The organism is Microbacterium sp. BLY (assembly GCF_017939615.1).
GTDB lineage: Bacteria > Actinomycetota > Actinomycetes > Actinomycetales > Microbacteriaceae > Microbacterium.
The window spans coordinates 664,934-688,630 of the sequence record NZ_JAGKSR010000001.1; the positions used below are offsets into that span (position 1 = coordinate 664,934).

At 71.1% G+C, this 23,697-nt stretch carries 23 protein-coding genes; 12 read left to right on the forward strand and 11 right to left on the reverse strand.

Translation table 11 applies throughout. The features are described from left to right. Nucleotides 1–5: 5 nt before the first annotated feature. Nucleotides 6–1,673 (reverse strand): amidohydrolase, encoded by a 1,668-nt coding sequence (locus tag KAF39_RS03440; protein ID WP_210675973.1) that lies wholly within the window; start codon nucleotides 1,671–1,673, stop codon nucleotides 6–8. A gap of 49 nt (nucleotides 1,674–1,722) precedes the next feature. After that, the gene (locus KAF39_RS03445; protein WP_210675974.1) at nucleotides 1,723–3,066 is read right to left on the reverse strand and encodes an MFS transporter; all 1,344 of its coding nucleotides are present in this window, start codon (nucleotides 3,064–3,066) and stop codon (nucleotides 1,723–1,725) included. 218 nt (nucleotides 3,067–3,284) lie between these two features. On the opposite strand from KAF39_RS03445, the gene KAF39_RS03450 reads away from it, so the two are divergent. Continuing rightward, nucleotides 3,285–4,181 (forward strand): Lrp/AsnC family transcriptional regulator, encoded by an 897-nt coding sequence (locus KAF39_RS03450; RefSeq protein WP_210675975.1) that lies wholly within the window; start codon nucleotides 3,285–3,287, stop codon nucleotides 4,179–4,181. 200 nt (nucleotides 4,182–4,381) lie between these two features. On the opposite strand, the gene KAF39_RS03455 is transcribed toward KAF39_RS03450, so the two are convergent. The 4 genes from KAF39_RS03455 to KAF39_RS03470 are packed head-to-tail and all read right to left on the reverse strand — an operon-like array spanning nucleotide 4,382 to nucleotide 8,590. Beyond that, a complete protein-coding gene (locus KAF39_RS03455) occupies nucleotides 4,382–5,362 on the reverse strand; it encodes a serine hydrolase (protein ID WP_210675976.1) in 981 nt (326 codons plus the stop codon). A 16-nt stretch (nucleotides 5,363–5,378) separates the two neighbouring features. Continuing rightward, complete coding sequence (locus tag KAF39_RS03460; protein ID WP_210675977.1) at nucleotides 5,379–6,296, reverse strand: carbohydrate ABC transporter permease; 918 nt, start codon at nucleotides 6,294–6,296, stop codon at nucleotides 5,379–5,381. Continuing rightward, a complete protein-coding gene (locus KAF39_RS03465) occupies nucleotides 6,296–7,252 on the reverse strand; it encodes a carbohydrate ABC transporter permease (protein WP_210675978.1) in 957 nt (318 codons plus the stop codon). Before KAF39_RS03465 ends, KAF39_RS03460 begins: the two co-directional genes overlap by 1 nt. Before the next feature lie 54 nt (nucleotides 7,253–7,306). After that, nucleotides 7,307–8,590 carry an ABC transporter substrate-binding protein gene (locus tag KAF39_RS03470; protein ID WP_210675979.1) on the reverse strand — a complete coding sequence of 428 codons (1,284 nt, stop codon included), beginning with the start codon at nucleotides 8,588–8,590 and terminating at the stop codon, nucleotides 7,307–7,309. 137 nt (nucleotides 8,591–8,727) lie between these two features. Between KAF39_RS03470 and KAF39_RS16215 the strand changes: the two genes are divergently transcribed. The 5 genes from KAF39_RS16215 to KAF39_RS03495 all read left to right on the forward strand — a co-directional run bounded on the left by KAF39_RS16215 (nucleotide 8,728) and on the right by KAF39_RS03495 (nucleotide 13,779). Further along, nucleotides 8,728–9,594 (forward strand): MurR/RpiR family transcriptional regulator, encoded by an 867-nt coding sequence (locus KAF39_RS16215; protein WP_210675980.1) that lies wholly within the window; start codon nucleotides 8,728–8,730, stop codon nucleotides 9,592–9,594. Nucleotides 9,595–9,596: 2 nt separating this feature from the next. After that, complete coding sequence (locus KAF39_RS03480) at nucleotides 9,597–10,772, forward strand: exo-beta-N-acetylmuramidase NamZ domain-containing protein (RefSeq protein ID WP_210675981.1); 1,176 nt, start codon at nucleotides 9,597–9,599, stop codon at nucleotides 10,770–10,772. A gap of 63 nt (nucleotides 10,773–10,835) precedes the next feature. Continuing rightward, complete coding sequence (locus tag KAF39_RS03485; RefSeq protein WP_210675982.1) at nucleotides 10,836–11,339, forward strand: DUF3253 domain-containing protein; 504 nt, start codon at nucleotides 10,836–10,838, stop codon at nucleotides 11,337–11,339. A gap of 70 nt (nucleotides 11,340–11,409) precedes the next feature. Beyond that, on the forward strand, nucleotides 11,410–12,816 hold the full coding sequence (locus tag KAF39_RS03490; RefSeq protein ID WP_210675983.1) for an MFS transporter: 1,407 nt from the start codon (nucleotides 11,410–11,412) through the stop codon (nucleotides 12,814–12,816). Between the two features lie 45 nt (nucleotides 12,817–12,861). Beyond that, complete coding sequence (locus KAF39_RS03495) at nucleotides 12,862–13,779, forward strand: cation diffusion facilitator family transporter (RefSeq protein WP_210675984.1); 918 nt, start codon at nucleotides 12,862–12,864, stop codon at nucleotides 13,777–13,779. A 6-nt stretch (nucleotides 13,780–13,785) separates the two neighbouring features. Here the strand turns inward: KAF39_RS03495 and KAF39_RS15905 are convergent, their stop codons facing one another. After that, nucleotides 13,786–14,346, reverse strand: a complete 561-nt coding sequence (locus tag KAF39_RS15905) for a MarR family transcriptional regulator (RefSeq protein WP_307805040.1) — start codon at nucleotides 14,344–14,346, stop codon at nucleotides 13,786–13,788. 126 nt (nucleotides 14,347–14,472) lie between these two features. On the opposite strand from KAF39_RS15905, the gene KAF39_RS03505 reads away from it, so the two are divergent. Beyond that, nucleotides 14,473–15,252 (forward strand): hypothetical protein, encoded by a 780-nt coding sequence (locus tag KAF39_RS03505; RefSeq protein WP_210675985.1) that lies wholly within the window; start codon nucleotides 14,473–14,475, stop codon nucleotides 15,250–15,252. A gap of 218 nt (nucleotides 15,253–15,470) precedes the next feature. On the opposite strand, the gene KAF39_RS03510 is transcribed toward KAF39_RS03505, so the two are convergent. Further along, complete coding sequence (locus KAF39_RS03510; protein WP_210675986.1) at nucleotides 15,471–16,118, reverse strand: TetR family transcriptional regulator C-terminal domain-containing protein; 648 nt, start codon at nucleotides 16,116–16,118, stop codon at nucleotides 15,471–15,473. Between the two features lie 72 nt (nucleotides 16,119–16,190). On the opposite strand from KAF39_RS03510, the gene KAF39_RS03515 reads away from it, so the two are divergent. Next, on the forward strand, nucleotides 16,191–17,171 hold the full coding sequence (locus KAF39_RS03515; protein WP_210675987.1) for an alpha/beta fold hydrolase: 981 nt from the start codon (nucleotides 16,191–16,193) through the stop codon (nucleotides 17,169–17,171). Here KAF39_RS03515 and KAF39_RS03520 read toward each other — a convergent pair. The 3 genes from KAF39_RS03520 to KAF39_RS03530 are packed head-to-tail and all read right to left on the reverse strand — an operon-like array spanning nucleotide 17,104 to nucleotide 19,056. After that, the gene (locus KAF39_RS03520) at nucleotides 17,104–17,592 is read right to left on the reverse strand and encodes a hypothetical protein (RefSeq protein WP_210675988.1); all 489 of its coding nucleotides are present in this window, start codon (nucleotides 17,590–17,592) and stop codon (nucleotides 17,104–17,106) included. The two genes, KAF39_RS03515 and KAF39_RS03520, sit on opposite strands and share 68 nt — an antisense overlap. Before the next feature lies 1 nt (nucleotide 17,593). Then, on the reverse strand, nucleotides 17,594–18,199 hold the full coding sequence (dcd, locus tag KAF39_RS03525) for a dCTP deaminase (RefSeq protein ID WP_210675989.1): 606 nt from the start codon (nucleotides 18,197–18,199) through the stop codon (nucleotides 17,594–17,596). Between the two features lie 59 nt (nucleotides 18,200–18,258). After that, nucleotides 18,259–19,056 carry an IclR family transcriptional regulator gene (locus KAF39_RS03530; RefSeq protein WP_210675990.1) on the reverse strand — a complete coding sequence of 266 codons (798 nt, stop codon included), beginning with the start codon at nucleotides 19,054–19,056 and terminating at the stop codon, nucleotides 18,259–18,261. Nucleotides 19,057–19,179: 123 nt separating this feature from the next. Between KAF39_RS03530 and KAF39_RS03535 the strand changes: the two genes are divergently transcribed. Genes KAF39_RS03535 through KAF39_RS03550 form a run of 4 tightly spaced genes read left to right on the forward strand, consistent with a single transcriptional unit; the run spans nucleotide 19,180 to nucleotide 23,639 of the window. Then, entirely contained in the window at nucleotides 19,180–20,526 is a 1,347-nt protein-coding gene (locus KAF39_RS03535) for an MFS transporter (RefSeq protein WP_210675991.1), read from the forward strand. A gap of 27 nt (nucleotides 20,527–20,553) precedes the next feature. Beyond that, nucleotides 20,554–21,591, forward strand: coding sequence for a zinc-binding dehydrogenase (locus KAF39_RS03540; RefSeq protein ID WP_210675992.1), 1,038 nt, complete (start codon nucleotides 20,554–20,556; stop codon nucleotides 21,589–21,591). Further along, entirely contained in the window at nucleotides 21,588–22,766 is a 1,179-nt protein-coding gene (gene rhmD / locus KAF39_RS03545; RefSeq protein WP_071329316.1) for an L-rhamnonate dehydratase, read from the forward strand. Before KAF39_RS03540 ends, rhmD begins: the two co-directional genes overlap by 4 nt. Nucleotides 22,767–22,784: 18 nt before the next feature. Next, the gene (locus tag KAF39_RS03550; protein WP_210675993.1) at nucleotides 22,785–23,639 is read left to right on the forward strand and encodes a fumarylacetoacetate hydrolase family protein; all 855 of its coding nucleotides are present in this window, start codon (nucleotides 22,785–22,787) and stop codon (nucleotides 23,637–23,639) included. The last annotated feature ends 58 nt before the right edge of the window (nucleotides 23,640–23,697 follow it).

Below are 23,697 nucleotides of genomic sequence, written 5' to 3' on the forward strand. Positions count from 1 at the left end.
CATCCTCACATCGCGTGCCGGCGGACACCGTCGACCCAGGTCTCTCGGACCTCGATCGCCGCGATCTCCTCGGCCGGCACCGCGAGCGGGTCGTCCGAGAGCACCGCGAAGTCGGCGTACTTGCCCGGCTCCAGCGAGCCGAGGTCGTCCTCGCGGCCGATCGACACCGCCCCCTCGATCGTGTGCGCCCGCAGCGCCGCGGTCGCGGAGATGCGCAGGTCGTCCGGGCCGAGCCGATGCCCGCGCCGGGTGACCCGGGTGACGGCGGTCTGGATCGCCTCCAGCGGGATGGGTTCGGCGACCGGGGCGTCCGAGGAGATCGTCACGGGCACGCCGGCCCGCTCGAACTCCCCCAGCGGGTTGAAGCGCTCACCGGGCGTGCCGATGGCCTCCTCCACGCCCTCGCCCCAGTTGAAGTAGTGCTGCGTCTGGTTCACGGGACGGATGCCGGCGGCCGCCATCCGCTCGATCTGGGCGGGGGTCGGCAGGCCGCAGTGCTCGATGCGGTGCCGGGCATCCGCGTCCGGACGCTCCGCGAGCGCCGCCTCGATCGCCGACACGACCATCTCGATCGCGGTGGGCGACTGGGCGTGCGTCGCGGTCTGGAGTCCGGCCGCATGCGCCGTGCGGATGAGCTCGGCGTAGTCGGCCGGCTCGTGGTAGAGCTGGCCGGTGCGGCAGGGGTCGCCCACGTAGCCGTCCGGGAAGTACGCGGTCCAGCCGCCCAGGGTGCCGTCGGCGTAGAACTTGATGCCGGCGAAGCTGAGGTGCGCGTTGCCGAACTGCCCCACCAGCCCCATCTCCAGCGCCTCGTCGAGCAGGTGCGACAGCAGGTACATCGATACGCGCAGCTCCAGCCGCCCGGCCTCGGCGAGCCGCAGGTACATGTCGAACTCGCGCCGTGTGACCTGGCAGTCGCCGATGGAGGTGACGCCGCCGGCGAGGAAGCGCTGCGTCGCCGCATCGAGCTGGCGCAGGTGCTCCTCCGGCTCGTCCGCGAGGTGGAAGTTCGGACCGTGGTGGCCGATCTTCACCCCGTGGACGCCGGTGAGGATGTTGCAGGCCGCGTCGGACAGCTCCCCGGTGAGCTCGCCGTCGGCATCGCGGAAGAACTCGCCGCCGTCCGGATTCGGGGTGTCCCGGTCCACGCCGTTGATGTCGAGTGTGTAGGAGTTCACCACCCCGCCGTGGCCGGAGGCGTTCATGAGGTACACCTCGCGGTCGGCGGCCACCTCGTCGAGCTCGAAGCGGGTGGGGTGCCGCTTCTCGGCGAGGTTCCGCTGCTCGTAGCCGTAGCCGCGCACCGGGCGTCCGGCGGGGAGCTCGGCGGTCGCGGCCTTCAGCAGCGCCACGATCTCCGGGATGCTCCCCGCCTTCTCGGGGCCGCAATCCACCCAGGTCATCATCTGCCCGAACATCAGCGGATGCGCATGCGCGTCCACGAAGCCGGGGACGACGACCGCCTCCCCCAGGTCCACACGCTCCGGGGTGAGCCCGGCCCGTGCCGCCACGTCCTCGCACTCCGCCGCCGTGCCGAGGGCGACGATGCGCCCCCGGTCGGTCAGCATCGCGGTCGCCGTCGTGTCGGACGCGTCCGCCGTGTGGATCGCCCGGGCGGTGATCAGCGCGGGAGCGGCCTGGGCCGAGCGGTCGAAGGGGGTGAGCTTTCTCATGGGGAGCCTGTTCGCGGGAGGTCGAGCGGGTGGGAGGGGCGGAGGCCGGTCAGGGCAGCCGGTTCGCCGTCGTGTCGGTGCGGGCGGTGAACGACGCCGTGACCGGGGCCTCGTCGGAGTGCTGCGGCGCGAGCCGCGTGCAGATCCCGGCGATGACGGCCATGCCGACGAACATCGCGATGACCGACCAGACGCTGCCGGTCCAGGCGATGAGCTGCGTCGCGAACCAGGGCGAGAAGCCGGCCCAGATCGCCGCGCCCACACCGTAGGCCAGCGCGATCGACGTGTACCGCGCCTGCGGGCGGAACATCTGCGCGAGGATCGCCGCGATCGGGGCGTACGTGGCGCTCATCGCGATGCGCACGAGCGAGGCGAAGAGGAAGATCAGCGGCTCCACACGTCCGGGCATCAGCAACAGGAACGGGGCGAAGGTCAGCACCGAGGTGATCAGGCCGATGTACATCACGTTCTTCCGGCCCCACTTGTCGCCCAGCCAGGCGACCGGCAGGGTCACGACGAACTCCACGAAGGAGGCGAGCGTCATGGCGTCGAGGATGACCTGCTCGCTGATCGCGATGGGCTCGCCCGTCGCGTAGGCGGTGGCGAAGGTGGTGGCCAGGTAGTAGCCGCCGGTGGAGATCGGCAGGATGCCGATGCCGAGGAGGATCGGCTTCCAGTTGACCCGGAGGGCGAAGGCGAGCGGCATCGACTGCTTGCGGCCCTCGATCTTCTCCTCGAAGACCGGCGACTCCTCCACGCGGTACCGCACCCATAGGCCGACCGCGATCAGCACGATGGACAGGAGGAACGGGATGCGCCAGCCGCCGTCCATGATGAACGTGTCGCCGCCGCGGGACATGATCGCGAAGATGCCGGACGCGAGCAGGGCACCGGCCGGATTGCCGAGCTGGGTGAAGCCGCCGTAGAACGTCTTCGACTTCTCGGGAGCGTGCTCGACGCTCATGAGCACTGCGCCGCCCCATTCGCCGCCGACCGCGAGGCCCTGGATGGCGCGGAGCAGGATGAGGAGGATCGGGGCGAGGATGCCGATGTTCTCGTAGGTCGGGAGGCAGCCGACGAGGACGGTCGCCGCGCCCATCAGCAGCAGCGTGATGACGAGCGAGACGCGGCGGCCGAGCTTGTCGCCGATGTGTCCGAAGACGATGCCGCCGAGGGGGCGGACGAGGAAGGCGACGGCGAACGTCGCGAAGGCCGCGGCGGTCTCGGCGAGACGGTCGCCGCTCGGGAAGAACAGCGGGCCGAAGACGAGCGCCGCGGCGGTGGCGTAGACGTAGAAGTCGTACCACTCGATGGTGGTGCCGACGAAGGCGGCGAAGCCGGCGCGGCGCGCGCGGCTGTGGACGCCGCTTCGGGGGGTGGGGGTGATGGTCATGGACCCGCTCCTTCGCGGATGGTGTCGGATAGCGAAGGATGCTACGGATCCCGGCCACCGCGAGCAAGGGCAGAACTCCAGCGGGATGAGCAGTTCACTGGAGTTGTGTCGGCGATGGCGCGCATTCCGGGCCTTCCCCTCGGCTTCTCCCCCCTCTACGCTGGGGTTCTGTCGGGAGCCGCGTGCACTGCGGGGAAATCGAGGAGATCGGACGGGACATGGACTTCGACGCCGAACTCATCCGGGCGCTGCAGGAGGACGGGCGCGCGAGCATCCGCTCCCTGGCCGAGCGCGTGGGGCAGTCCCGCGCCGTCGTCGCCGCCCGGCTCCGCACCCTGCTCAGCGATCGCACCGTGCGGGTGGTCGCCGCCGTCGACCCCGTCTTCCTCGGCCAGCACGTCCTCGCGCACGTGTCGATCCGCACCGACGGCGCCGTCGAGGTCGTGGCCGAGCAGCTGCGCGACATGTCCGAGACCGTGCTCGTGTCGGCGGTCGGCGGCGCCCACGACATCGTCACGGAGGTGCGCGTCGGCTCCATGTCGGAGCTGCACGACCTGCTCGCCCGCATCCGCGGGAGCGCCGGCGTGCTCGACATCAACACCATCATCTATTCGACGGTCATCAAGGGCTTCTTCGTCTCGGAGTACCACGGCGGCGTGACGCTCGACGGCATCGACGAGGCCCTCGTCGAGCACCTGCAGTCCGACGGACGGATGAGCTTCCGCGCGCTCGGTGAGGAGGTGCGGCTCTCTCCCAGCGCCGTCGCCACGCGCGTGCAGCGGCTCATCGACGGCGGAGTCATCAAGATCAGCGCGGTGGAAGCCCGGGGGCTCGCCCACCGGCAGCTCTCGATGGGCGTGGGCATGACGCTCGGCGACGACGACGAGGCGGTGATCGATGAGCTGCGACGGGGGCGCGGCGTCGACTTCGCGGCTCGGACGCTCGGGCGCTTCGACGCCGTCGCGACACTCGTGGAGCCTTCCGCCGGAGCCCTGTACGCGAGCCTCGAGCGTCTGCGCGCTCTCCCGGGCGTGACCCGCATCGAGGCGTGGTTGCATCTCGCGGTCCTCAAGGAGGACTACGCCCGCACCCTCCGCCCCCTCCGCACCGACTGACCCCCGCCCCGCCCGGTCCGTCCCCTGGTCCCGGGATCGAAAACGCGCCTCCCGCTCGCGTCCCGGGCACGTTTCTGCACTCCCAGCGGGAGGGGTTCTCGGTGCGGGATCAGAAACGGGCGTCGGGAGGTGCGGGGAGGGGGCTTATCGATCCCGGGATCGGGGGGGGACGGGGGGACCGGGGGCGGGACCGCGGGGGGTCAGGGGGTGAGGGGGGAGAGGAAGGTGCGGCGGACGGCGGCGACGTCGGCGTCCTCGCGGGTGGGATGCACGCGGTTGAGGAGCAGCACGCCGTAGGCGCCGGTGGCCGGGACGACCGCGAAACACGTGCCGGTGAAGCCGGTGTGGCCGACCGCATCCAGGTCGCCCATCCACGCCGCATCGCGCACACGCAGGCCGATCGCCTGGCCGTAGCCGGCGTCGGCGCGGACCGAGGGCGTCGTCATCCCACGGAACGACTCCCGCAACAGCACCCTCCTCTGCGGCCCGTCGCCCTCGTCGCGGAGGAACCGGGCGAGAGCGGCGACATCGTCCACCGTGCCGAACAGCCCCGCGTGGCCCGCGGGACGGCCGAGCGCATGGGCGAGCTCGTCGTGCACCTCGCCGCGCACGTTCCCGCGGTGCGGCTGCGTCTCCGTGGCGACCGCGCGCTCCCGCTCCGGGGCCACGGTCAGCGACGCGGCGCCGATGCCCGCGGCCACCTCCGCCCACAGCGCCGCGAGCGGACGCCCGGAGACCCGTTCGAGAAAGTCTCCGGCCGCGATGTACCCGACGTCGGAGTAGAGGTGGCGCGCGCCCGGGGCGGCACCGAGCGCCCGCCGCCGCACGCGGGCGCGCAGCTCCTCCCCCTGCACGCCCTCTCGCCACTCCCGCCCTTCGGCCGGCAGCCCGGAGGTGTGGGTGAGCAGGTGCCGGAGGGTGATGCGCTCCGCGCCGTCCCCGCTGCCCACCGCGATGACGCAGCCCACCGGCTCATCGAGGTCGATCGCGCCGGCGTCGACGAGCCGCAGGGCGGCGATCGCGGTGAAGACCTTCGTCAGCGACGCGAGATCGAACAGATGCGCGGCGGTCAGCGGCGTCAGGTCGTCGTGCGCGGGCGTGCCGAGAAGCCGCAGCTCCTCGTCCCCTCCCGGCACCGCCCGCACCGACGCCCAGGCCGAGCCGGGCGCGCCGTTCACCATGCCGTATCGCCGATCGTCACTTGCTCATGCCGGAGGTGAGGCCGTTGATGATCTGCTTCGTCGCCAGCAGGAACAGCACCACGAGCGGGATGGTGGCGATCGTGAGCCCGGCGAACAGCTGCGGCCAGTCGGTCGAGTACTCCCCGAAGAACCGGGTCAGGCCCACCGGGAGCGTGTACGAGTCGCGGTCGCGCAGCAGGATCAGCGGGTAGAAGAAGTCGTTCCAGACGGGCACGAACCGGAAGACGATCACCGTCGCGAGCGCCGGACGCACGAGCGGCAGCAGGATCTGCAGGAACGTGCGGAACGGTCCGGCACCATCGATGCGGGCCGCCTCCTCCAGCTCGATGGGCAGCGCGCGGAAGAACACCGTGAGCACGAACGTGGTGAACGGGATGCCGAGGGCGCCGTAGACGAGGATCAGGCTGAACACGTTGCTCGTCATCTTGAGCGAGTCGAGCAGGTAGAACAGCGGCAGGATCGCCAGGTGCACCGGCAGCATGAGCCCGGAGAGGAACACGGCCTCGATCCCGCGGAAGAACTTCGCCCTGGCCCGCGCGAAGGCGTAGGCGGCGAGCACCGACACGACCGTCGTGACGATGACCGAGCCGACCGTGACGGTGATCGAGTTGAGGAAGTACGTGTCGAACGAGGCGGTGATCCACGCGTTCTGGAAGCTCGTGAACGTCGGGGGCACGGGCAGGCCGAGCGGCTCGGTGGCGATCTGCTGCTGCGTGCGCAGCGAGTTGTTCACCATGAGCAGCAGCGGGCCGATCGCGATGAGCGCGTAGCCCCACAGGAACACGTTCGCGAACAGGCGTCCGATGAACGGGGTGTCGTTCGTGCGGCGCGAGCGGCGCCGCGAGGCGGAGGGCCGGCCGGAGACGATCGCCTCGGTAGTCGGCTCCTGACGGGTGTCGAGGACGGTGCTCATCAGAACAGCTTTCGTTCGGCGCGGCGCATCGTCGACGTGATGACGACGGAGATGACCATGATGAAGATGAACAGGACGGTCGCGAGCGCGGAGGACACCCCGATGGAGTTCGGGTTCCCGGACTCGAAGGCGGTGCGGTAGAAGAGCAGCATCATCACGTCCGTGGAGCCGGCGGGAGCGCCGTTCGACCCGGCGAGCGCGAACGGGATCGCCATCGCCTCCATGCTGCCGATGAAGGTGAGCACGGTGATGATGCCGATCGTCGGGGTGAGCATGGGGAGGGTGATGTAGCGGAACCGCTTCGCGGCGGTGGCGCCGTCGAGGGAGGCCGCCTCCTCGATCTCCTCGGGGATGCCGCCGAGGGCGGCGCCGTACAGCAGGATCGGGAAGCCGATCCACTGCCAGGCGCTCACCAGCACGATGACCCAGATCGCGAGCTGCGGATCGCCGAGCCACGGCAGCGCGAGGCTCTCCAGGCCGACCCCGCGGAGGATCGCGTTCACGGGTCCGAACAGCGGCGACAGCATCAGCGACCACAGGTAGCCGATGACCATCGGGCTCACGAGGTACGGCAGGGCGAAGATGGTCTGGAAGAACCGCTTGGTGCGCTTGCGGCGGTGCAGGAGCGTGGCGATGCCGAGACCCAGCGAGTTCTGGAAGACGAGGGCGCCGGCGAAGAGCAGCAGGTTGTGGCCGAACGCGTTCCACAGCTCGGAGGCGTAGGGCTCCTTCGTGAGCAGGGTGAGGTAGTTGCCGATGCCGGCGAACCCTCCCTGCTTCGTGCCCTGCCAGTCGAAGAGCGAGTAGCTGAGCGCGGCGAGCATCGGGTAGAGGATCAGCACCGCGAAGAGCACGGCGGCCGGCAGCACGAACATCGCGGCCGTCGGCGTGGACAGCGCGATGCCGGTGCGGGGGCGCCGGCTCTTCGTCCGGCGCACGGGGAGGGTCAGTGCCATGAGGGGTCCTTCGCTCGTGGTGGGGCGCCGGGTGCGGCGCCCCCCACGGTCGGATCAGGAGGAGGGGGTGAACCAGGTGGAGATGCCGGACTGCAGGTCGGCACCCAGCTGCTCGGGGGTCTTCTGCCCGAGGAACATCGCCTGGATGTCCGGGCCGAGCACCGCGGTGCCGGTCGGGTCGCCGTAGCGGAAGTCGACGAGCAGCAGGTACGGGGCCGGGTTGGCCGTGTACTGCTCGTTCATCTCCTGCATGAGCGGGTCGGAGTACTCCACGCCGGGGAGGGCGGAGAACTGGTCGACCTCGTCGGCGACGAGCTGGCCGAACTCCTTCGTCGTCATCCAGTTGAGCAGCTCGGTGGCCGCCTCCTGGTTCTCGCTCGCGGCGTTGATGCCGAAGCTGCCGTCCGCGTATCCGGGCGTGACCGCGTGGTCGAGTGCGCTGCCCGGGGCCGGCGGCACCTCGTAGACGCCCCACTCGGTGTCGGGAGCAGAGCTCTGGAAGGTGGGCAGGTCGAACGAGCCGCCGGGCCACTGCGCGGCCTGGCCGGAGGTGAACTGCAGGACGGCGTCGGCGACGGCGATCGCGTTGACGTTCTTGTCGAGGTACTTCTGCATGTCCTGCACGATCTCGAGGGAGGACACGTAGGCGGGGTCGGTGAAGTCCACGTCACCCGCGAGCACCTTCTCCTCGAAGTCGGCGCCGCCGTAGTGGGCCGAGCCGACGATGTCGTGGAACATCGGCAGGACCCAGTCCTCGCGGGCGCCGAGCGCCATCGGGGTGACGCCCTCCTTCAGCAGGGTCTCCTGCAGCTCGATGAACTCGTCCCAGTCGGTGGGCTCCTCGAGGCCCATCTCGTCGAACATGGTCTTGTTGTAGAACATCTGCATGGTCTGGTAGGCGAAGGGGACGCCGTACGTCTTGCCGTCCTCCTTGCCCTGCGCGGCGCGCAGGACCGTGGGGTCGAACTGGTCGAGCCCGTCGACGATGTCGTCGATCGGCACGATCTGCTCCGACTGGATGGCCGACTGCACGCCGCCGTACGCGCGCAGCATGGCGATGTCCGGACCGTCGCTGCCTTCGAGGCCGGTGGCGAGGATCTGGTTGTACTCGGTGGGCTGGAACCCCTCGAACTCGATGGTGACGCCGGGGTGGGCCTCTTCGTAGGCGTCGAACACGGCCTCCCACTTGGGGGACGACGACGCCTGCCAGGACCAGACGGTCAGGGTGACATCGTCCTGGCCCTCGCCGCTGGAGGCTGCGGGCGCGCAGCCGGCGACGGCGAGTCCGGCGACCAGGATCCCTACGGTGAGAGCGAGGCGGGCGGGTCGGTTTCGCATGGTGTTCCTCTCGGGTGACGTCTTCGTCGCGGCACGGGGACGATGCCGACACTGCCACTGTGGGCAAACTCTTACAAAAATGCAAGCGTTTGTGAAAATTTCTACCGACCACGAACCCGACCTGTCATCATGGGCTCGTGCCGAACAGTGTCGTGACAGCCATCCACCAGCGCCTCTCCGCGCTCACCCCCACCGAACGCCGCATCGCCGAACGCGTGCTCGCCGAGCCGCAGGCGGTCGTGGAGAATTCCATCACCCGCCTTGCCGAGGAGTGCGGGGTCTCCGTCGCCAGCGTCGCCCGCTTCACCCGCAGCCTCGGATTCCCCGGATACCCCGACCTGCGGATCGCGCTCGCCGGCGAGCTCACGCGCAGCGCGTCCGAACGCGAACGCTTCCAGGTGTCGGCGGGCGACGTGAGCCGCCATGACGACGCCGCCACCACGGTGCGCAAGATCGCGTTCGCGGAGGCGGAGGCCATCGAACGCACCGCCCGCCAGCTCGACATCGCCGAACTGGAGCGGTGCGTCGCCGCGGTCCGCGGCGCGCGCCGCATCGACATCTACGGCGCGGCCTCGAGCGGGCTCGCCGCCCAGGATCTGGAGCAGAAGCTCCACCGCGCCGGTCTCGTCGCCCAGGCCCGCACCGACCACCATCTCGCCCTCACCGGCGCCGCCCTCCTCGACGATCGCGACGCGGCGGTCGCGATCTCCCACTCCGGCCGCACGCTGGAGATCGTGCAGGCCGCCGAAGTGGCCGCCGCGGCCGGGGCCACCACCATCGCGATCACCAACAACCCGCGCTCGCCCCTCGCCCGCGCCTGCGAACTCGTGCTCGTCACGGCCGCGTCGGAGTCGACCTTCCGCTCCGGGGCGATGGCCAGCCGCATCGCGCAGCTCGCCGTCCTCGACTTCCTCTACACGCGCATCGCGCAGGCCGACTACGACCGGATCTCCGCGAATCTCCAGCGCACCCACGACGCCGTCACCGCACACAGAATCGACTGATCATGCCGCTCGGGATCGACCGCCTCCTCCACGACGACCTTCCGCAGCCGCTGCGCGACCGCCTGCGCGGCGCCCGCATCGGGATGCTCACGAACGACCTCGCCCTCACCTCGGCGCTCACGCGCGGACGGGCCGGTCTCTCCGACGCGGGGTACCCGCTGACCCTGCTGTTCAGCCCGGAGCACGGGCTCGACGGACGAGCGCGGGAGGGCGAGCTGGTCGACGACCTGCGCGACCCGCTGACCGGGCTCCCGGTCCGCAGCCTCTACGGCGCGGACGTGCGTCCGGCACCCGCCGACCTCGCCGCACTCGACGTCGTACTCGTCGACCTCCCCGACGTGGGCGCGCGGTTCTACACGTACATCTGGACGATGAGCCACCTGCTGGAAGCGTGCGCCGAGGCGGGCGTCGCGGTGGTGGTGCTCGACCGCCCCAATCCGCTCGGCGGACGCCTGGACCAGGCGGAGGGGCCGATGCTCGACGAGGCGGCGAACTCGCTCGTCGGACGATGGACGATGCCGATCCGGCACGGCCTGACGATCGGCGAGCTCGCGCGACACTGGGTGCGCACACGCCGCATCGACGTGGAGCTGCACGTCGTCGCGGTGCAGGGCTGGACGCGCGATCAGACCGCGCTCGGCCGGCAGGAGCTGACCTGGATGCCGCCCTCGCCGAACCTGCCGAGCGCGGCGACCGCGCTCCTCTACCCCGGCACGTGCCTCGCCGAGGGCGTGAACGTGTCGGAGGGGCGCAGCACGGCCGTGCCCTTCCGCGTCATCGGGGCCCCCTTCATCGATGCCGAGGAGTACACGGCGGCCTTCGTCGAGCTCGCCCTTCCCGGCGTCACCGCCTCCCCCTACGGCTTCACCCCGTTGGTACGCGATCACGCCAGCGAGGCCTGCCAGGGGCTCCTCCTGCACGTGACCGACCCGGTCGCCTTCCGTCCGGTGCACACCGGCGTCCGCCTGCTCTCGCTGCTCGCCGCCCTCTACCCCGAGGCGCTCACCGAGCGGGCGCTGGTGCCGATGCCCGGGGAGTCCGCCTGGTCCCCGCTGGAGAAGCTGTTCGGGGTCGCGGGCGCCTTCCGGCGGATCGCGGCGGGCGAGTGGGACGACCCGAAGGCACTCGCGGTGCCCGGCTGGCACGACCTCGTCGCCGACGACCTCCTCTACCGCTGACCCGAGGGCGCGCCCGCCGTCAAGGGGATGGCAGGGCAACCACGGCGCCCGCAGGATGACGGCATGGCGGAGGAGAGCGCGGACACGTCGGGACCGGAGCGCACGGCGGACGGACACCACATCGTCGTGAACGGCCGGCGGTGGCGGGCCACCGATCCGTCGATCCCCGAGAACCTGCGACAGGAGCTCGTGGACGAGCTGATGGCGGCACGGCGGGCGGTCGCCGCGTCCGCCCCCGACGCCCGCGCCCGGGTGCACGACGCGAAGACCGCCCTCGGCGAGCGCGGCGCACCCTGGTGGGAGAAGCCGTCCGCGGAGCAGGCCGACGAGCGGATCGCCGCGGCCATCCGGGCGCTCACCCGGAAGCGCACGGAGTCGTCGATCTGCCCCAGCGACGTCGCCCGCACGGTGGGCGGAGAGCACTGGCGCGACCGGATGCCCGCGGTGCGGAGGGTCGCCGCCGACCTCGCCGCCCGAGACGAGGTGGTCGTGACCCAGAAAGGCGAGCCGGTGAGCATCGCCGACGCCCGCGGACCCGTGCGCATCCGCCGCGGTCCCGCGCTCTGACCGCGCCGCTCGCCCGGCGCCGACGGCGCGCCGTCACCGGCCGTTCACCGTCCCCGGCCAGACTTCGAGCATGACCTCACCCGAATCCGCCGCGGGGGTCCCCGAGCCCGTGGCGACAGCGAACAGCGGCGCCGTCGCCGTCGTCGGCCTCGACCTACGCGGAGACACCCCCGCACCCCGGAAACAGGTGTACTCGTGGGCGCTGTGGGACTGGGCGACGCAGCCCTTCAACACCGTCATCCTCACCTTCGTCTTCACCGCGCTCTATCTCGTCAGCGCGTCGTTCCTGCCCCCGGAGGTCGCCGCCCTCGACCCGAGCGATCCGGTCCGCATGGCCGCGGAAGCCGACCTCGCATCGGGCCTCGGCCTGGGCTCGACGATCGCCGCCTTCGGGATCCTCCTGCTGGCACCCGTCCTGGGGCAGCGCGCCGACGCCGCCGGGCGGCAGAAGCTGTGGTTGGGCATCGGCACCGGGGCCCTGATCCTCTGCATGCTGGGTCTGTGGTTCGTGGAGCCGCAGCCGGCCCTGTTCTGGCTCGGCGTCGCCCTGATCTCCGCAGGGTCGGTGTTCGGCGAGATCGCCGCGGTCAACTCCAACGCCATGCTCATCGGCATCGCGAACCCCAAGAACGTCGGCCGTATCTCCGGCCTCGGCTGGGGATTCGGCTACCTCGGCGGCATCATCGCCCTCGTCATCGTGGTCCTCCTCGACACGTTCGACTGGTTCGGGATGTCCACCGACAACGGCCTCGCATACCGGCTCATCGCGGTCGGCTGCGCGGTGTGGGCGATCGTGTTCAGCATCCCGATCTTCCTCAACGTGCCGGAGCCGTCGCTCGGGCGCCCCGAGCGCAAGGTCGGCTTCTTCCGCTCCTACGCGCTGCTCGTGCGCGACGTCGTCGGCCTCTACCGCGACCCGCAGACCCGGTCGACGTTCTGGTACCTGCTGGCCAGCGCCGTGTTCCGTGACGGCCTCGGCGGGGTGTTCGCGTTCGGTGCCATCATCGGCACCGCGGTGTTCCGCTTCGGCACCCAGGACATCATCGTGTTCGGCATCGCCGCGAACCTCGTCGCCGGTGTCTCGACCATCCTCGCCGGACGCCTGGACGACCGCCTCGGCCCGAAGCGGATCATCCTCGGCTCGATCGGCTCGATGGTGGTGGCGGGTCTCGCGGTCTTCCTGCTGCGCGACGCCGGGTCCGTCGTGTTCTGGATCGGCGGTCTCGTCCTGTGCGCGTTCGTCGGACCCGCGCAGGCGGCCGCCCGCTCCTTCCTCGCCCGCGTGACCCCGGCGGGCCGGGAGGGCGAGATCTTCGGTCTCTACGCCACGACCGGACGCGCCGCGAGCTGGATGGCCTCGGCCGCCTGGACCGTGCTGATCGTGACCACGAGCCAGACCGCTTACGGGATCCTCGGCATCGTCCTCGTGCTCGTCATCGGCTTCCTCCTCCTGCTGCCGGTGAAGGCTCCCCGCTGACGGACGGCCGGCGCCGGCGACGGCAGGCGGGAGTAGCCTGACCCGGTGACCGTCGTCCTCGCCTTCCTCGCCAACATCCTCGTCGCGATCGCGAAGACCATCGCCGCGGTCATCACCTCGTCCGCGTCGATGGTGGCGGAGGCGGCCCACTCGTGGGCCGACGCGGGCAACGAGGTCTTCCTGCTCATCGCCGACCGCCGGGGTGCGAAGACCAAGGACGCCCGGCACCCGCTCGGCTACGGGCGGAACGCGTTCGTGTGGTCGCTCATCGCCGCGTTCGGCATCTTCACCGCCGGATCGATCGTGTCGATCATGCACGGCATCCAGGAGCTGTCCGACACCGGTCCGGTGGAGAGCCCGGTCGTCGCCTACGCCGTGCTCGGCATCGCCTTCGTCCTCGAGGGAGCATCGTTCACGCAGGCGATGATCCGGTCCCGCCGCCTGGCGCGGCAGCGCGGCTCCTCCACCTGGGACTTCGTGCTGGAGACGAGCGACACCACGCTGCGGGCCGTCTTCTTCGAGGACTCCGCCGCCCTCATCGGCCTCGTGCTCGCCGGGGGCTCGATCCTCCTGCACCAGCTCACGGGCGTCGCCGCCTGGGATGCGATCGGGTCGATCCTCGTCGGCGTCCTGCTCGGCGTGGTCGCCGTGATCCTGATCGGACGGAACATCGCCTTCCTCGTCGGCTCGTCGGTGTCGTCCACGCTGCGGTCGCGGGTCGGCACCGCCCTCCTGGAGATGGACGAGATCGAGCGCGTCACGTATCTGCACATCGAGTACGTGGGGCCGAACCGGCTGTTCCTCGTCGCCGAGGTCGATCTGGCGGGCGATGCCCGCGAGCACGACGTCGCCCGTCGGCTGCGCGAGGTGGAACAGCGGATCGAGGCCTACGATGCCGTCGAGACCGTGGTCCTGTCGCTGTCGGTGGACGACGAGCCCTCGCTGGACTTCGCCCGCGTGTGAGACCGGTCAGGCGCGCCAGTTGTCGGCGAGCTTGGTGAGCAGTCGCGCGAGCTCGGTCCGCTCCTCCTCGGTGAACGACTCGAGCGCGCGGCCGAGCATCTCCCGACGCTCCCCGCGCATGCCGCGGGCGAGCCGGCGCCCGTCGTCCGTGAGGGCGATGCGGGTGCGGCGGGCGTCGTCCGGGTCGGCCTCCCGGCGCACGAACCCGGCCTGCACTCCCTGCTGCACGAGTCGGGAGGCGCGCGGCTGATCGACGCCGATCGCCTGTCCGAGCGCGCTGACGCTGAGGGGCTCCGGGGCGGTGGCGAGGGCCTCGAGCATGCGCAGGCGAGCCGGCCCGCCGAGGCGCGCGCCCCCGTCCGCCATCCACGGCGGCATGCCCGGATGGCCGCGATGGTGGGCGAAGTGCGGGTGCGCGTCGTCGTGAGGACCGTGGCCGGTCGCCTCGTGCGGGCGGCCATGGCCGCGGCCTCCGGGTCCCGGTCGACGGCCGCGCAGCCGGGACAACGCTTGGGCGATCGCTTCGGCGGCGTCGGGGGATGCGGGGTCGAGCGGGTCGGTGGTCACGTCTCGATTTTACATGCAGCTTGACATGCGTTCAGGATCCATGTCACACTTCATGTACATGCACAATGACATGCACATGTCGGAGGGCATTCGTCGCTCCGGCCTCTCTGACCACGAAGGATCATCATGAACACCACCACAGACCACACTCCGGACCCCTCCGCTCGCCCCTTCGGCTTCTGGCTCACGGCCGTCGACCGACTCCTCGCCGACGCCTTCGCCACGGCTTTCGCCGACGAAGGAGCGACCCGGCGCGACTGGCGACTGCTGAACGTCGTCGACGGCTCGGCCCCCTCCCGTCGCCCCCTGAACCCGCACAAGCTGCGCGGACTCATCGACCGCGGCTGGGTGTGGGCCGACGGCGAGACGTGGACGCTCACCGACGAAGGCCGCGCGGCCAAGGAGCGCCTCGGTGCCGTCGTCGACGGCATCCGCGCGACGGTGTCCGACGCCGTGTCCGCCGAGGACATGGCCACGACCCTCGCCTCCCTCGAGGGGATCGCGCGCGCCCTCGGCTGGGACGAGGACACCCCTCTCCCCCGCAAGCACCGCCACGGCCGCGGCCACGGCCACCGCTTCGGGCGCGGCCACGGCCACGGCTTCGGGCGCGAGCACGAGTCCGGGCGCGGGCGGGACTTCGATCCCCGCCACAGCTTCGGGCCCGGCCTCGGCCACGGCTTCGGGCGCGGCCACGAGCACGGCTTCGGACCCCACCACGGCTTCGGCCACGAGCACGAGTCCGGCTTCCCGCACCGGGATGGCTTCGCCGCCGGCTCCCGCCGTCACGACCACGACGGGCACCACGGACGTCGTCCGGGCCACGCCGGTCACCGCGCGCAGCGGATCGCCGAGCGCGCCTACGAGCGCGGTTTCGATGCGGGGTTCGGCCGCGGCCGCGCCGCCTGACCTCCTCTCCTGCAGCGCCCCACCCGCACCCCGGGTGGGGCGCTTCGCGCACCCCCGCCTCCGGGATCAAAAACGCCCCTCCGCGGCCCTCCCGCCGAACGTTCTTGATCCCGCACCGCGGCGGGAAGTGGTGGCGGGATCGAAAACGGGCCGCCGACGCGCGGGGGAGGAACGGAAGTGATCCGGGCGGGGGGACGGGGGACGGGGGGGGTGCGGGGTCAGAGGGTGAGGAGGGGGAGGGCGGATGCGGGGGCGCCGGCGCGACGAAGACGGTCGCGCATGGCGGCGGCGGCGAGCGCGTACGGCTTGTCGTCCCGCAGGAGCAGCGACCGGGAGTTGGCCTGCTCGTTCAGGGCCACCAGCTCGAACGCGAGCCCCTCGACGTCGTCGGATGACACGTCGCCCGCCGTCGCGGCGAACCGGCACTGCGCCTCGACGTAGCCGTACCAGTCGACCAGCGCCGCCCGCACGGCATCGCTCACCGGTCCCGGCTTGGAGTCGACATCGGCCGCGGTCGCCGCGAAGAAGCAGCCACCCGTGAAGACACGGTCCCGCGAGTACACGAGGGCGTTGCGCAGCAGTGCGGCCAGGCGATGCACCCCGCGGGGGTGACGGCGCGCCGGCTCGATGATCCGTGCGACGAAGATCTCCCTGGCGGCGGCGACCGTGGCGAGCTGCAGGCCCTCCTTGCTCTGGAACAGGGTGGCGATGCTGCTCTTGCTCGATCCGGAGGCGGCGGCGAGACGTCCGATGGTGAGCCCGTCGAGACCGTCGACGGACGCGAGATCGGTCGCGCTCTCCAGGACGAGCCGGCGGGAGGCGTCGCCGCGCGCGCGGCGCCCGTCCGGGATCACGGCGTTCGACATGCCCCTAGTATACGAACGATCGTTCGCCTACTATACGGATGATCGTTCGTATAGTTCGGCGAAGGAGCCCTCATGCCGTCCGCACCCCCGTTTCTGGTCCGTGTCGTTCCCGCCGTCGAGCGCGTGTCTCCGCGGGTGGCGGGCGACCTCGCGTACCGGCTGTTCTTCTCCACCCGCCCCCGGATGCCCGTGCGCTCCGTCGACGCCGCAACGCACGACGCCGCCGGGCGCGGATGCATCCGCGTGCGCGACGCCGTCGTCACCACGTACGCATGGGGGACGGGCCCGCGCACCGTCCTACTGCTGCACGGCTGGCGCGGCCGGGCGTCACAGTTCGCTCCCCTCGTGCGCGAACTCGTCGCCGAGGGGTTCCGCGTCGTCGCCTTCGACGCCCCGGCCCACGGATCCTCCGGCGGGCGCGGCACCGACATCCGCGACTGGGTCGCCGCCGCGGAGGAGCTGCGGCGGACGGACGGCCCCTTCGCCGCGATCGTCGGCCATTCCTTCGGGGGCCTGGCCGCGCTGACCATCGCCCGCACCAGCGGAACTGTTCGGGCGGTCGCGGTCATCGCCGGCGCAGCGGCGCCCGACGCGTTCCTCGCCTCGTTCGTGCGCGACCTCCGCGCCGGCTCGGCAACCGCGACTCGCTTGCGCACACGCTTCCACCGCCGCCTCGGTCTCACGGCCGCCGCGATCACCGCGGGCTACGACGCCGCCGCGCACCCGCTCCCTGCACCCACGGAACTGCTCGTCGTGCACGACCGGGACGACCGCCGGATGCCGGACGGCGACGCCCTGCGGCTGCACGCGGCCCACCGCGGCCGCTCCCGCCTCCTCCGCACGGAACGACTCGGACACACCAAGATCCTGGCCGCCGACCCGACGCTCGATGCCGTGGTCGCGCTGGTCACCGGAGGCCTCGACGCCGTCGACGCCCTCGGCACGACGGTGGAGCGGTCGGCCGGGGAGGCGGCACCGCCGAGGGCTACGTCCGCAGTGGAAGGAGCCCCGCCGCGGGATCCCCACCGGCGAACGGCAGTCCGACGGTCGTGATCAGCACGACGAGCGTCACGAGTGCCGCCGCGAGCAGAAGGAAGAGGAACGCGAAGATCACGCCGGCGAGCACCCGGTAGCTGCCGGTCTGAGGGGCCTCGGGGGCGACGGACCGCTGCGACCAGTCGTCCGCGGCGGCCGCGGGCTGCGCGCCCTGGAGGATCGCGGGGGTCGGCCGGGAGCGCTCCGAGCGCCGGGTCGGCGGGACCACGTCGGACGCCGTGTCCGCCGGCGCCGCCAGCAGCCCTTCCGGAACCGGGGTCTCCGGCGGCGGGGGCGGGATCACGGCCTCGGCCGGTGGGATCACGGCGTCGGCGGGGGCGATGTCGGGGCCGGTCGCGTCCGGCAGCGCACCCCCGTCGGGCAGCGGCACCCCATCGGGCACTGCGGACTCGTCGTGGTTCGTCCCGCCGTCGCTCATGTCAGCCTCCGACGGCTCCGATGTCGGTCACTCCCACGTCGGTGCGGTGGAAGTTTTGGAACGACCGGGACGCCGTCGGACCGCGCTGCCCCTGGTAGCGATTGCCGTAGGGGCCCGAGCCGTACGGATTCTCGGCCGGAGAGGTGAGCCGGAAGAAGCAGAGCTGACCGATCTTCATGCCCGGCCAGAGCTTGATCGGCAGCGTGGCCACGTTCGCGAGTTCCAGCGTCACGTGACCGGAGAAGCCGGGGTCGATGAATCCGGCGGTCGAGTGGGTGATGAGTCCGAGGCGCCCCAGCGACGACTTCCCCTCCAGCCGGGCGGCGATGTCGTCCGGCAGGCTGACCTGCTCGAACGTCGCGCCCAGCGCGAACTCCCCCGGGTGGAGGATGAACGGCTCGTCCGGGTCGACCTCGATCAGTCGCGTCAGCTCCGGCTGGTCGGCCGAGGGATCGATGAACGGGTACTTGTGATTGTCGAAGAGCCGGAAGTACCGGTCCAGGCGCACATCGATGCTCGACGGCTGGATCATCTCCGGCGCGTGCGGTTCCAGGCCGACGCGGCCGGAGGCGAGTTCTGCTCTGATGTCGCGATCGCTGAGAAGCACGGCACAAGCCTAGTCATGCGGTCGCCCCGTCGACGCGGCATCTCCGGCCCGTCGCGCCCTCAGGGGAGCGCGGGTCCGGTACCGGGGAGGCTCATCGCGCGCCGCAGCCGGAGCACCGTGCGTCGGAGGGGTTCGACCACGGAGTGCGGCCACCGCTCGTCCGTGCGACTCGTGGGCATCGTCACGCTCAGCGCCGCCGCCACGCCGGTCTCCTCCGGCCAGGTGATGGGCATGGCCACGCACCGGCAGCCGTCGATGAACTCCTCGTCGTCGACGTGGAAGCCGATGTCGCGCCCCTTCGCGATCACGGTGAGGATCTCGTCGGGATCGGTGATGGTCCGGCTCGTGAGGCGCGGAATGGCCACCTGGCGCAGGCGTCGCGAGATGTCGGCGTCGTCGAGGGTGCTCAGCAGGGCCTTGCCGATGCCGGTCGCATGGGCGTGCAGTCGCATCCCCACGTTGGAGGCGAGGCGCATCGGGTTGGGCGAGGGGCTGATGGCGATGTAGACGTTCTCGACGCCGTCCAGCCGCGCCATCTGCACCGTCTCGCCGATCTCCTCGGTGAGCGCCGCCATGAGCGCCGGCCCGGATTCGAGCAGGAGACGGTGCCCGTCGTAGCGCTGGCCGATCTGCCAGGCCTTGAGTCCGAGGGAGTAGCGCTTGCTGGTCGCGTCGTGGTCGACCCAGCCGGCCGCCTGGAGAGTGCGCAGCAGCCCGTGGGCGCTGGACCGCGGCAGGCCGAGGTCGTCGAGGAGCTCGGGGAAGGTCTGCGATCCGGTCGCGGCGAGGTGCTCGATGATCTCGAGGGCGCGCCCGGCGGACTTCACCGCCCCCACCGCCTGATCGGTGTCCGTCATGGGTCCCCCTGCGTGAATTGTGCGCGGCACGAACGTGTGTCACACTATCGCGCGTTCAGGTCTGAGACATCCGATTCACATACGTGAACGCACTGGATACCCCTCGTCAATGGAGATGCCCCGATGTCCACTCAGTCCTCCACGCGGCCGGAACTCGCCGCGATCGTCCGCAAGGTCACGCTCCGGCTGATCCCGATCCTGCTCCTCATGTACATCCTCGCGTTCCTCGACCGCGCCAACCTCGGCTTCGCAAAGGCCGCCTGGCAGGCCGACACCGGCATCTCGGATGCCGCCTACGCGCTCGGCGCCGGCATCTTCTTCCTCGGCTACGCCGTCTTCGAGGTGCCGTCGAACCTCATCATGCGCCGGGTGGGGGCGAAGATCTGGCTCGCCCGCATCATGGTCTCGTGGGGCATCGTGTCGGCGCTCATGATGTTCGCGACGAACGAGTGGGTCTTCTACATCCTCCGCGTCCTCCTCGGCATCACGGAGGCCGGATTCTTCCCCGGCGTCATCCTCTTCCTCACGTACTGGATCCCGCTGAAGTTCCGCGCGCGGGTCAACGGCCTCTTCTACTTCGGCGCCCCGCTCGCCTTCATCTTCGGCGGCCCGCTCTCGGGCATGCTGCTCGACCTCGACGGCAAGGTCGGCATCCACGGCTGGCAGCTGATGTTCCTCGTCACCGGTATCCTCACCGTGCTCATCGGCATCGTCGCGTTCTTCTACCTCGACAACGGCCCGAAGGACGCGAAGTGGCTGACCGACGCGGAGCGCACGACCCTCGTCGCCGCCCTCGACGACGAGGACAGCGCCAAGGAGAACCACTCCCCCCGCGGAGCCCTGCGTGCGCTCGGCAACCCGGTCGTGCTCTACTTCGCCGCGATCTATCTGACGATCCAGATGAGCGTCTACGGCGTCACCTTCTATCTGCCCACGCAGGTCGCGACGATCGTCGGCAAGCCGGTCGGCCTCGAGGTCGGCCTCCTCACCGCCGTGCCGTGGACGTTCGCGCTCCTCGTCACCTTCGTCCTGTCGCGCATGGCCGACAGCACCGGGCAGCGACGCCTCATCGCGACGTGTGCGCTGGCCGCCGCCGGCGTGGGCATCATCGTGTCGGCGATCGTGCAGGAGCCGGTGATCGCCCTCGCGGCCTTGAGCGTCGGCGCGGCCGGCTTCATCTCCGTGCAGCCGGTGTTCTGGACCCTTCCCACGTCGTTCCTGCTCGGCGCGGCCGCCGCGAGCGGCATCGCCCTCATCAACTCCCTCGGCAGCCTCGGCGGATTCCTCGCCCCGGTGCTCAAGAACTGGGCGGACGCGACCTTCGGCGACAGCGCCGGACTCATCGTCCTCGCCGTCATCGCTCTGCTCGGGGCCGTCCTCATCGCCCTCAGCCGCGTCGTGAGCCCCGCGGTCCGCGAGACCGACGGCGTCGGCCTCGACACGACGAAAACCCCCGCCCGCCAGCGCTGACCGCCGTCGGCAGAACAGGAGACACGCATGCGCGAGCTCGTCCTCACCGAGATCGGACGCCTCGACGTCCGTGAGGCCCCGATCCCCCGCCCCGGACCCGACGAGGTGCTCATCCGGGTCGCCGCGACCGGGATCTGCGGTTCCGACGTCCACGGCTACACCGGCGAGAACGGCCGGCGATTCCCCGGGCAGGTGATGGGCCACGAGTCGAGCGGAGTGATCGCCGCCGTCGGCGACGACGTCGACGGGTTCACCGAGGGCACGCCCGTGACCTTCAACCCCGTCGTCGTGCCCGCGGAGGACGCGGCGGCCTTCGCGGGTCGCGAGCAGCACCACCCGGGCAAGCACGTCATCGGGGTGGCGAAGGAGATCCCGGCCGCGTTCGCCGACTACGTCGTCGTCCCGGCCCGGAACGTGGTGCCGCTGCCCGCGGACCTGCCGATCGAGCTCGGCGCACTGATCGAGCCCCTCGCCGTCGCCGTGCATGCCGTGCGGCGACTGCCCGCCGACCGTCTCGGCCGGGTGCTCGTGATCGGCGGCGGACCGATCGGCCAGTCCGTCGTGATCGCGCTGCGAGACGCGGGAGCCGGCTCGATCATCGTCAGCGAGATGGACGCCGCCCGGCGCGAGCTCGTGGAGCGGCTCGGCGCGGAGACCATCGACCCCGCCGCCGGCCCGGTGGCCGAGCAGCTCGCCGACCGCGGCGGCCTCGCCGATGCGGCGGTCGACGCCGTCGGCCTCACCCCCACCGTCCGCGACGCGCTGCGCAGCACCACCCTCGGCGCCCCGATCTGCCTGGTCGGCATGGGCGCTCCGCAGGTGACTCTCGACGCCTTCCTCGTGAGCACCGAGGAGCGATCGCTCATCGGCAGCTTCACGTACGGCTCCGACGACTTCACCGACGCCGCCGCGATCATCGGCGCGGAGCCGGACGTGTACCGGGCGCTCATCAGCCGCGAGATCGACGTCGCCGACGCGGACTCCGCCTTCTCCGCCCTCGCAGCGGGAGACGGCACCCCGGGCAAGGTCCTTGTCCGATTCGACCGAGAGGAACAGGAACGATGACCGGCACTCCCACCATCCGCGAGGTCCGCGCGTACACCGTGCGCGGCGGCGGGGCCGACTATCACGACCAGGGCGCCGACCACTGGATCGACGACCACATCGCCACCCCGATGAGCGTCTACCCGGAGTTCCGGCAGTCGCGGCAGAGCTTCGGGCTCAACGTGCTGGGCACGCTCGTCGTCGAGATCGAGGCCAGCGACGGGACGGTCGGCTTCTCGGTCACGACGGCGGGCGAGATCGGCGCGTTCATCGTCGAGAAGCACCTGGCGCGGTTCCTCGAAGGCCGGAAGATCACCGACATCGAGCGCATCTGGGATCAGATGTACAAGTCGACCCTCTACTACGGCCGCCGCGGCGTCGTCCTCAACGCGATCAGCGGCGTCGACCTCGCCCTCTACGACCTGCTCGGTCGGGTGCGGCAGGTGCCGGTGTTCGAGCTGCTCGGCGGGCCGGTGCGCGACGAGCTGCAGTTCTACGCCACCGGGGCACGCCCCGACCGCGCGAAGGAGCTCGGCTTCATCGGCGGGAAGATGCCGCTGCACCACGGACCGGCCGAGGGCGAAGAGGGGCTGCGCAAGAACATCGCCCTCCTCGCGGACATGCGCGAGAAGGTCGGCGACGACTTCTGGCTCATGTACGACTGCTGGATGTCGCTCGACGTCGAGTACGCGACGCGTCTCGCCCACGCCGCCGCCGACTACGGCCTCAAGTGGATCGAGGAAGCGCTCATCCCCGACGACTACTGGGGCTATGCGGAGCTGCGCAAGCGCGCCCCCTCGTCGATGCTCATCACGACCGGCGAGCACGAGGCCACCCGGTGGGGATTCCGGCAGCTGCTGGAGACCGGGGTGGACCTGATCCAGCCCGATGTGGGCTGGTGCGGCGGCATCACCGAGCTGCTGAAGATCTCGGCCCTGGCCGATGCCCACGGCACGATGGTCGTGCCCCACGGGTCGTCCGTGTACTCGTACCACTTCGTCGTCACGCGCACGAACAGCCCGTTCGCGGAGTTCCTCATGATGCACCCGACCGCGGAGGAGATCGTGCCGATGTTCTCGCCGATGCTGGTCGGCGAACCCGTGCCGGTGAACGGCCGCCTCCGCGTGCCGGAGACCCCCGGCTTCGGCGTCGAACTCTCCGACGCGATCGAGAAGCACCGCCCGTACACCCACTGACCCTGGAGACACGACCCCATGGAATTCCTTCGCCTCGGCGCGCCCGGCGCCGAACGCCCCGCGGTGCGCCACGACGACCGCACCTACGACCTGACCGGCCTCACCGCCGACATCGACGGCGCGTTCCTCGCGCGTGACGGCATCGCTCGCACGCGCGAGGCCCTCGCGGCCGGATCGCTGCCGCTGCTCGACGGCGCCGAGGCGCTGCGGGTCGGGGCCCCCATCGCCCGGCCGATGGCCGTGCTGTGCATCGGACAGAACTACGCCGCCCACGCGGCCGAATCCGGTGACGCCCCGCCGTCCGTGCCGATCCTGTTCCACAAGCACCCGAACACCATCGTCGGGCCCTTCGACGACGTGCTCATCCCCCCGGGCGCCGAGAAGGTCGACTGGGAGGTGGAGCTCGGGGTCGTGATCGGCAGCCGCGCGCGCTACCTCGCCAGCCCGGAAGAGGCGCTGGCGCACATCGCCGGGTACGTCGTGTCGCACGATGTGTCCGAGCGGGCGTACCAGGTCGAGCACTCCGGCGGACAGTGGTCGAAGGGCAAGAACGCCGAGACGTTCAACCCCCTCGGTCCGGCGCTCATCCCGGCCGACGAGGTCGACCCGCAGGCTCTGCACCTCTGGTCCCGCGTCAACGGGGAGCCGCGGCAGGACTCGAACACCGCCGACATGATCTTCACCGTCGCGCAGATCGTCCACCACCTGTCGCAGTACCTGGTGCTCGAACCCGGAGACCTCATCAACACCGGCACCCCGCAGGGCGTCGCGCTCTCCGGTCGCTTCCCGTACCTGCGGGCGGGCGACGTCGTGGAGCTCGGCATCGAGGGGCTCGGCACCCAGCGCCAGCGCCTCGTCGACGCGCGCCCCTGAGGCACGCTTTGGTCAACGCCCGGGAGACAGGTAGGCTTTCCTTCACCTGCTCTCGGGC